Origin of the sequence: Candidatus Accumulibacter vicinus, from assembly GCF_000584955.1 — a bacterium.
GTDB classification, from domain to species: domain Bacteria; phylum Pseudomonadota; class Gammaproteobacteria; order Burkholderiales; family Rhodocyclaceae; genus Accumulibacter; species Accumulibacter vicinus.
On record NZ_JDSS02000027.1, the window covers coordinates 163,275 to 170,818 of the forward strand.

The 7,544-nt window shown below is 64.7% G+C and carries 7 protein-coding genes; 2 read left to right on the forward strand and 5 right to left on the reverse strand.

Annotation, left to right across the window (positions count from 1 at the left end):
- The first annotated feature begins 127 nt into the window (after positions 1–127).
- Both CAPSK01_RS13230 and CAPSK01_RS13235 read left to right on the forward strand, forming a co-directional pair.
- Positions 128–1,345: a hypothetical protein gene (locus CAPSK01_RS13230; RefSeq protein WP_034927390.1), complete on the forward strand. Its 1,218-nt coding sequence runs from the start codon at positions 128–130 to the stop codon at positions 1,343–1,345.
- Complete coding sequence (locus CAPSK01_RS13235; RefSeq protein WP_273703658.1) at positions 1,342–3,345, forward strand: hypothetical protein; 2,004 nt, start codon at positions 1,342–1,344, stop codon at positions 3,343–3,345. The genes CAPSK01_RS13230 and CAPSK01_RS13235 overlap by 4 nt, the downstream gene beginning before the upstream one ends.
- A gap of 38 nt (positions 3,346–3,383) precedes the next feature.
- On the opposite strand, the gene CAPSK01_RS13240 is transcribed toward CAPSK01_RS13235, so the two are convergent.
- From CAPSK01_RS13240 to CAPSK01_RS13260, 5 genes are all read right to left on the reverse strand, one after another.
- Positions 3,384–5,153 (reverse strand): hypothetical protein, encoded by a 1,770-nt coding sequence (locus CAPSK01_RS13240; protein WP_034927396.1) that lies wholly within the window; start codon positions 5,151–5,153, stop codon positions 3,384–3,386.
- The gene (locus CAPSK01_RS13245; protein WP_034927398.1) at positions 5,150–6,157 is read right to left on the reverse strand and encodes a hypothetical protein; all 1,008 of its coding nucleotides are present in this window, start codon (positions 6,155–6,157) and stop codon (positions 5,150–5,152) included. The genes CAPSK01_RS13240 and CAPSK01_RS13245 overlap by 4 nt, the downstream gene beginning before the upstream one ends.
- Before the next feature lie 62 nt (positions 6,158–6,219).
- Positions 6,220–6,657, reverse strand: a complete 438-nt coding sequence (locus tag CAPSK01_RS13250) for a DUF488 domain-containing protein (protein WP_034927401.1) — start codon at positions 6,655–6,657, stop codon at positions 6,220–6,222.
- Positions 6,654–7,256, reverse strand: a complete 603-nt coding sequence (locus CAPSK01_RS13255) for a DUF488 domain-containing protein (RefSeq protein WP_273703659.1) — start codon at positions 7,254–7,256, stop codon at positions 6,654–6,656. Before CAPSK01_RS13255 ends, CAPSK01_RS13250 begins: the two co-directional genes overlap by 4 nt.
- Positions 7,253–7,544: hypothetical protein (locus CAPSK01_RS13260; RefSeq protein ID WP_273703660.1), on the reverse strand; the 292-nt coding region annotated here is incomplete at its 5' end. The genes CAPSK01_RS13255 and CAPSK01_RS13260, both read right to left, overlap by 4 nt.

Here is a 7,544-nt window from a genome sequence, read left to right on the forward strand (position 1 = left end):
AATTAATCAATGACTTACCTCAAGGGCTCCGGGAAGGTCCGCCTGAAAACAGCCCGTTGATTCTTGGCGTCTTGAAAATTCTCTGCTTCGAAGCGTTGTCATGGGCAGAACAGCAGGAGGCTGCCACATGAAAAAGCACTTTCCGCTCTCTCCCCCGATCGAGCAGATCGAGCGGCGCCTATTTGGCGTCTCCGAAGGACTGATCGAGGCTGTCAAACGCGGCGAGACGTCGCCAGCCATCGCCGACACCGTGCGCCGCTCGCCGGAATGGACGGAATACCACAACGATATCCAGGACGATCGCACGGCGAAGTTCGATGAAGAGACACGCTCCCCGCCAGCCCTTCCCGACCAGATTCGCGACATCATCCGGCGCCGTGTGGCAGCGGCCCCGTTGGCCTCCCTTGCCCTCCCGGCGCCCGGTCAGATCGTCAGGGGGGACAAGATCGTCACCCCACGGCCCGCGCAGCTCGACGCCATCATGATGGCCCCCCTGTACGTCCTGCTCGACGCGCCTGCCGAAGCCGCGGCCGTCTGGCACGGCTGGCTGGTATCGGCGGAAACCGACTACGCCGGCTGGTGGGATTTCGTCCTGCAGGAACAGGACGCCCCCTTCGACCCAGAAGCGGCGATGGTACAGCTATGGAACCCCGTGCACCTTTATCTGCCAATGGCGGCGCGCATCGTCGGACAGTTGTCACCAGCCCGTCTGCAAGCGGTACGTTCGCTGGCCGCCGATTTCGCCGTGACCGAGGCGCCGGTCAACATCGCCGCCTGGCCGGGACGGGCGGCATCGCGAACCACGTCAACAGGCTTGCGCGTGACCACCGGTAGCCCGTTGGGCAGTGAGCACGACGCGAGACACCGCTATCAGCAACTGTACTTCGAAGCCGCCGAGGCGGTTCGCGAACCCGCTCGCCTGGCCTTGCGCGCACTCGCGGAAATCCCTGCGGGTCGCGAAGGAAGCTTGCTCAATCGCCTGATCGCCGCCGCCGGCAGGGCTGCCGAGATTCTTCTGCCCGAGCCACCGGTGGCCGTGCCCATGAGCGGCGACGATGCGTCCGGCCTTCCCGACCTGTCCTGGCCCGGCCTTGCGCGCCTGCGGCTGCATGAATTGACCGCCAAAGGCGAGGGTCGGATGGAAGTGACGGCAGTCGGAACGGAGCCGCTGGTGGTCGAAGTCCGGAAAGGCGCGCAGGTCGAAGAAAGAGTAAGCCTTCTACCCGGCGATACCGACACAATCGCCTGGGACCAGGGCAGTACGGCATTGATGCTGATCACCGCCAGCGGCAGACGGCTCGAACTCTCCCTTGAACCCTCCGAGCCGCCTGCCGATTGGCCATGAACCACATGTTGCCGTTCGTTGCCCTGTGGCGCGAAGACCGCGCCAAAGAGAGCGCCGCACTGCACCTCCTCACGCGAGACACGCATCGAAAACTACCGCTTCCCAATATGGCGGAGCCCCCCCAGGCCGTCGAGGCGTTCCTGCCCGAGTTGCTGCCGGTCATGCCATCGCCCAATCCTGCCGCCCGTTGGCTACTGCTGCTCGAACCGAGCCTGCCGCAATCCTGGCAACACCTGCGCTGGGAGGCGCTTGCCCTTGGGGGCCGACCTCTTGCTGCACAAGCCCTGGTCATCCGCAGAGCCACTTGGCATCGCGAGGAAACCAGCACCCACCAGCCCGCCCGCTTTCTCGATCTGTTTCCACCGGCAGAGTTTTCCTTCCTCGACCGCTTCCAGCCGCTGATCCAGTCCGAAAGGTTGCGCAGGAGCCGGGCGTCCTTTATCGAACGAGACTTGGCCGCGACCGGCGACTTCATCATCGTGGCCCATGGCCGGTCGCACGGTCTGGTCGATGCCGATGGAAACTCCTTTGCCCTGCCTGTCGCCCACCCGATGCCCGAGCGCATCTGGCTGCTCGCCTGCAATGTTGACAGGGCGATGGGCGACCTGGCGCAGAAGTTCCTCAATCAGGGATGCCGCACCGTCATCGTCGCCACAGGCGATATCTCGGCGCCGGAAATGGCGGGCGTGGTCGAGAGCGTGTTTGCAGGGACTCGTCTCCCTGGCGAGAACCGGTCGTGGCTGGCGCGAGCAAGAGCAGCTTTCGATGGCGCCGGCAATCCGCTTGCACTGACGATATGGGGTGAATGCGACATTGACCCGACAGCGTGCGCCGCATGGAACCGGATGACGTGGGATGACGAACATGGCAACTCTCGCCGCCCGCCCCTCGATGACGAAACGACACGCGACGAGTTTCTCGCCGCCTACCAGCACGCGACCTCCCCGCAAGCCTGGCCGCTGACTCGTGATTGGATGTTGCCGCCGCTGCTCTGGCTGGCGGAAAAACACGACCATCCGGCGATGCGAGATCTCTCCACACAGCTCGGCGATGCGGAATCCCCAGCGGCGATCCGTGGCCTGGCCTCGGCGGCACGCCGGGTCGGTAACTACGCGCAGATGGCCAGGTACCTCTCACGCGGACTCCAGATTCCCGATCTGACGGTTAACGAGAGGGCGGAGTATCTCGGCGCACTCGCCAATCTTTTCATCGACATGAATCTACCCGAGAGCGCCGCAGCCATCATCGAATTCCATCAGGACTGCCTGTGGGATGACCCGGAAAATCGCTACTGGGCAGACTTCAAGCGCCTCGACTGGCTGGCACGGATGGAAGCCCGCCGTGGCCGACTGCATCTCGCGCTCGATTACATGACGGCAAAACGCCGACAGGCAAGGACCGACAGCGGTCGCGAACTGGCCTGGCAGCTCTATCTCGCGACCTGGGGATACCTCGCCGGCCAGGTGCGCGCGGACACCGCCACCGCGTTTGCGGACGAAGTCGCGCAGCGACTGGCGGGATCAAGCAGTGAAACGCTGGGTAACGGCAACGAAACCGTCGCCTATCTGCTGCGTGCACTCGCGGCACACGCCTGGGTCAGCCACGATTCGGCGCAATTGACGCTCGCGAAATGCTGGCTGTCGCATGCCGAAGCAAGGCTCACTGACGACGACCCCGGGCCATGGGCCTATGCCATTGCCTATTCATGTCTTCAAGGAGCCGCTCCGCCCCTGAGTCTTGATCGCGCCCTGTGCGCACTGGAGCGTGCCCGTTACCTCCTGGAGGCCGCCTGCCTGTCGGGCTTTGCGGGTCGTGGCGATGAGCGCCGCCGGCTTCTTGATCGCTTCCAGCAACGGCGCAAGGGCATCTTCGGCCAACTGGACGAAAGCGTCGGTACAGCATTTGCAACGGATCTGGTGGAATCGGCAACGAGGGCAGTAGCGGAGATCAACGCCGACGACCCTGGAAGTGCGGCGCGTCTCGGCACGATGCCGTTGTGAGGACGGCTCGCCGCATGGCACGCAGAGAGGAAACGGGATCAGGCTGGCGGACTGGCGATGGCGAGGAGACTAGCCGGAAAGATCCGTGAGCGCCAGGGGGCCAGCGCTTGCCAGCTGTCACGCTTCCTCACTTCCGCAATCACCGCGAGCAAAGTCCTCGGTGTCGGATCACCATCCACGTGCTCGCCCACCAACTCGGGCACGGCGTCGAGCGCCTTGTCCCATTGCTGCAAGGTGTCTGCGATGCGATTCAACGCCTTGCTCGCCATGCCTACGCGGGGATAGACCAGCGGCAGCAGCGCCAGCGTCTCCGCCATGTAGTTGTTCTTGAGCAGATCAGCGATCGCGCCCAGACCCTTGTCGCGAGGCGCGCTGGCGGCGACGGCGGCAAGCGCGACTACCGCGCGTGGCAGGACATCGCGATCGTTCGAGGATTCATCGGTGCCTTCAAGTCGATTGAGGCAGGCGATGACCGCGGCACGATCATCACGCTGTAGCGCCAGCACCGCCTCACCCATCAGGGCATACGCATTGAGGCGGGAGTCCTTGCGCGCATCGGCCGCGTGGGCCTCGGCATATCGGGCGGTAGCCTCGTCCAGGCGGCCCGCGAGCAGGGCCACGTGTCCGCGATAGACGGCGGTCTGCCCACTCACGCCCGTCGTACCGAATAACTCTTCCTGAGCTGCGTGCGAGCGCTGATAGAAATCGGCGGCGCACTCCAGATCGCCCGCACGAAGGGCGATTTCTCCGCAGCGGCCAAGTGTCTTGTAGGCTTCCGGGTCGCCGTCGATCTCCTGACCGGAAAACGCCTCGGTGGCCAGCCGGCGGGCGGCGCTGAGCGCGCCAAGGTCAGTGAAGACGTTAGCGATCAGGCGCCGCAGGCGCAACCGGTGCTGCTCGGAGCCGGACTGCCACTCCCTCCAGTACGCATCGAGCGCGGCGCGAAAGTCTCCTTGGTAATAGGCACGTCGCCCGACGCTGACACCGAATCCGGGAATCTCCCCTTCGGCCAGCCCCGGCAGACGTTGCCGCAGCTCGTAGCAGGCCTCGCGGTAGCGATCAGTTGCTGCACCCGCCTCACGATGAAGGCCCTGTGCGGCGAGTTGATAGCCCGCCTCCCACCAGATGGCCTGGCGGAAAGCGATCGGCAACGGCGGCGTCTGTGCGCCAAGCGAATCCGCCAGATCCTCATAGCTCGCAAGCGTCACGGGGATTCGGCGGCGGAGCGTGAGTTCCTTGAACAGACGCTGTGCGGCGGCGAGCAAGGGTTCGAGTGGGCGCCGCCGGCTCCTCCAGTCTGGCGAACGCCTGACCAGCACCTCGTGCGTATCGCTGCGCCACGACTTCTCCAGATCCGGGCGCCCGCCAAGTGGATGGGTCGAGCCGAGCAGCCAATAGGCCAGTGCCTCGCGAACATCTTCATGCAGAGTCGCTCGACGGGCTGCCAGCGCCCCTCTGACGGCATCGAGGTCATTGACCTCGCGCGACGGTACCAACCAGAGTTCCAGCGCCAGTTCGGCCGCGAGCAGATCCGAAGTCGACGGCAGCGCAGTGGACTTCACCCAGACACGCCACGGCATGGGCAGCGGCGCGACCTCGCCCGCCTTGCCCGCAGCCGCGAAAGACTGCGCCCGCAGCGCCTGTGACAAGGTGCTGAAAACGCCCTCGTCCGGAGAACTGCCGCCAGCAGTCGGCGCCACGTCGATCTGCAGGCGAGGGCCATCGGCCTGCCACGCGAGAGCCACCGCTTGTCCGGCGAAGAGAGCCAGGCCACTGTCGAGACGCAGCGCAAAACGCCAGCGGCTCATGCCATCACCTCACTTGCCGAAAAGAAGCGGACATTGGGACCGATCGGATCGGGAAAGCGGATGCGCAGATCTCGCGCCCGGGAATCGCAGCTTGCGGCCATCAAGCTGCAGGCCAGGTCGGCCAAGCTGTTCAGTCGGTTTTCTTCCCCGCGAATCAGATTGGCGGCCTGTATGTCTTCTCTCTCCAGCGCCGTGACCAACGCGTCCGTGCTCATGTAGCCGGCAAAGACTGTCTGGCGCGCGGCCGAGCCTGGAGGCACCGGCCATTGATCCCCCATGCTGGCGAGGGTTTGCCAGAACTGTCGCTCCATCGCGTCCAGCAAAGCGCGATTGCCACCGGTCTTGCTGGTCGTCTGCCGCTTGCCGAAGGCAGGCGCCGGGACATCCTGGCCGGCACGCCGGATAGAGTCGGAATCCGGTTTTTCGGAACGGCGACCCGCGAGCATGCGAATTCGCGGCGACGCGCCGAGAAACGGCTTTATCAGCGCGAGCATCCGCCCGTAGAGCGTCCCGAGGACCGCCATCGAATCGCCACCCGTAGCGAAATCGCTCATCACTTCCCTTCCACTTCCATGAATGCCTAGCGAGACGATACCCGGATGTCCTGCCAACCAGCGAAACGCCGCCAGCAGGTTCCTCAGAACCTCATCCGCTGGCGTGGCATCGAGCGGGTATTCGCCCGTGACGCGCTTTTCACGCAGGTAAAGCCACGCCTCGCGCACGTGGTGCCTCTTGAGTTCCTCAGCTTTCTCCGGACCTTTGGCAAGCAACCAGCTCCGGAGTCCCTCGACCGGTGCGTCCATTCGACTGCGAATCGTCTTGCCGTCGAGGCTTTCGTTGAGTGCTGCGACGAGAGTGGCAGGACACGCGAGAATCAGGCCAGAGCCATGGAGAGTCGGAGACTGGGGATCTTCAAAATCCCCGGTTTCGTCGCCGATCGCGAGCCAGAGATTGACCTTCGAAGCAGCGCCGGAATGGCGTGGTTTACCGTTGGAAGGTGTCATGGAGGGCATTCGGAAAAGGAAGGCATTCTACGGCCCATTTTCGAGGCCGGGCGCGGCAGCACTCACAGCAGATGCTCAATGATCAGGTCGTGTCGCCGCTGGGCCAGGTACTCCGCCACCAAGCGCCGATGACACTTCTCCGGCGTCGCCTCGCTGCACAACAGACACGCGCCGTCGAGGAGTTCCGCCGACACCGCTTCCTCGACGCGACGCTCGCTGATCAGCGCCAGAAAATCGCGCTCGTAGGCAGTCCAGTCGCCCTTGCCGTCGCGATACTTCTTGAGCATATCAGCAGTCGGTGCCAGTTGGGGCAGATGCACGTAGTCCTTGCCGATAACGCGACGCAGAAAGAAGCGCAAGTCGGCGCTCCGGGTGAAGCCGGCGAGTTGCGAGGTGTTGTTCAGGCGGATATCGAGCACGCGCTTGAGGTCCGGGCGGTCGAGCAGGCCGAAGAACTGCTCGGCGGTCTTTCGCGTAAAGCCGATCGTGAAAACCTTCATTCGCCGTCCTCCTCGCCTTGCGGCCTGTCCGGGCTATACGCGACTCGCGCTGCCTCGCGGCGGGCGGTAGCCAGCAGCAGTTCGGCATCGTCGCCGAACAGGCTGGGCGTACCGGAGTCTGCCCCGGCGACGCGGCGCAGCAGCGCATCGTGCGGCTCGACGGTGCCGTCGGCCAGGATGTGCGTCACCACGGCCCCCGTTTCATGCAGCGTCTGCGCCACCAGCCAGGTGCGGTGGCAGTCGGCCGGGTCGCGCTCGGCGCACATCAGACAGATCCGGTACTCCTCGGCGCCGCGGCGAAGTCGCGCCAGTGCCTCGGCAAAAGCGGCGGAGGCACGGATGCGGTCGAAGTCGGCGCGGCCCTTGACGTAGCAAGCGGGGTCGTGCGGGCGTGCGCCGAGCCCCTCCCCGAGAAACACATAACGAATCCCTGCCGCCGCCAGGCTCGCCTGCAGTGCCTTCTTGTCGAACTGCGGGAAGCGGCGGCTGACCGGCTGAGAACGCACGTCGGCGATCGCGGTCACACCCCGAAGTCGCAAGAGGGCGATGAAGGCGTCGATGTCATGATTTGAATGTCCGATGGTCTGAATGGCCGTCATCGCATGCTCTCCGCTCGCTCCCTGGTGATCACCGCCGTTGCCAGCTTGTAGGCGAAGCCGTCGCGAAACGCCACCGCCAGACTGATGCACAGGTAGGCGTCGGCCACTTCCAGCCGCTGCATACCCGCCAGCCAGGCGGTTGCCACCGCGTCGGTCAGGGCCAGATTGTAGCGCCGCTGGCCGATGCGAAAGTCGGCACGATATTTCGTCTGGCCCGCATGGCCCGGCTTTCCATACAGCGCCAGTTCGCTCACGGCAAGCAGACACAGCGAACCGGACAGACCGGAT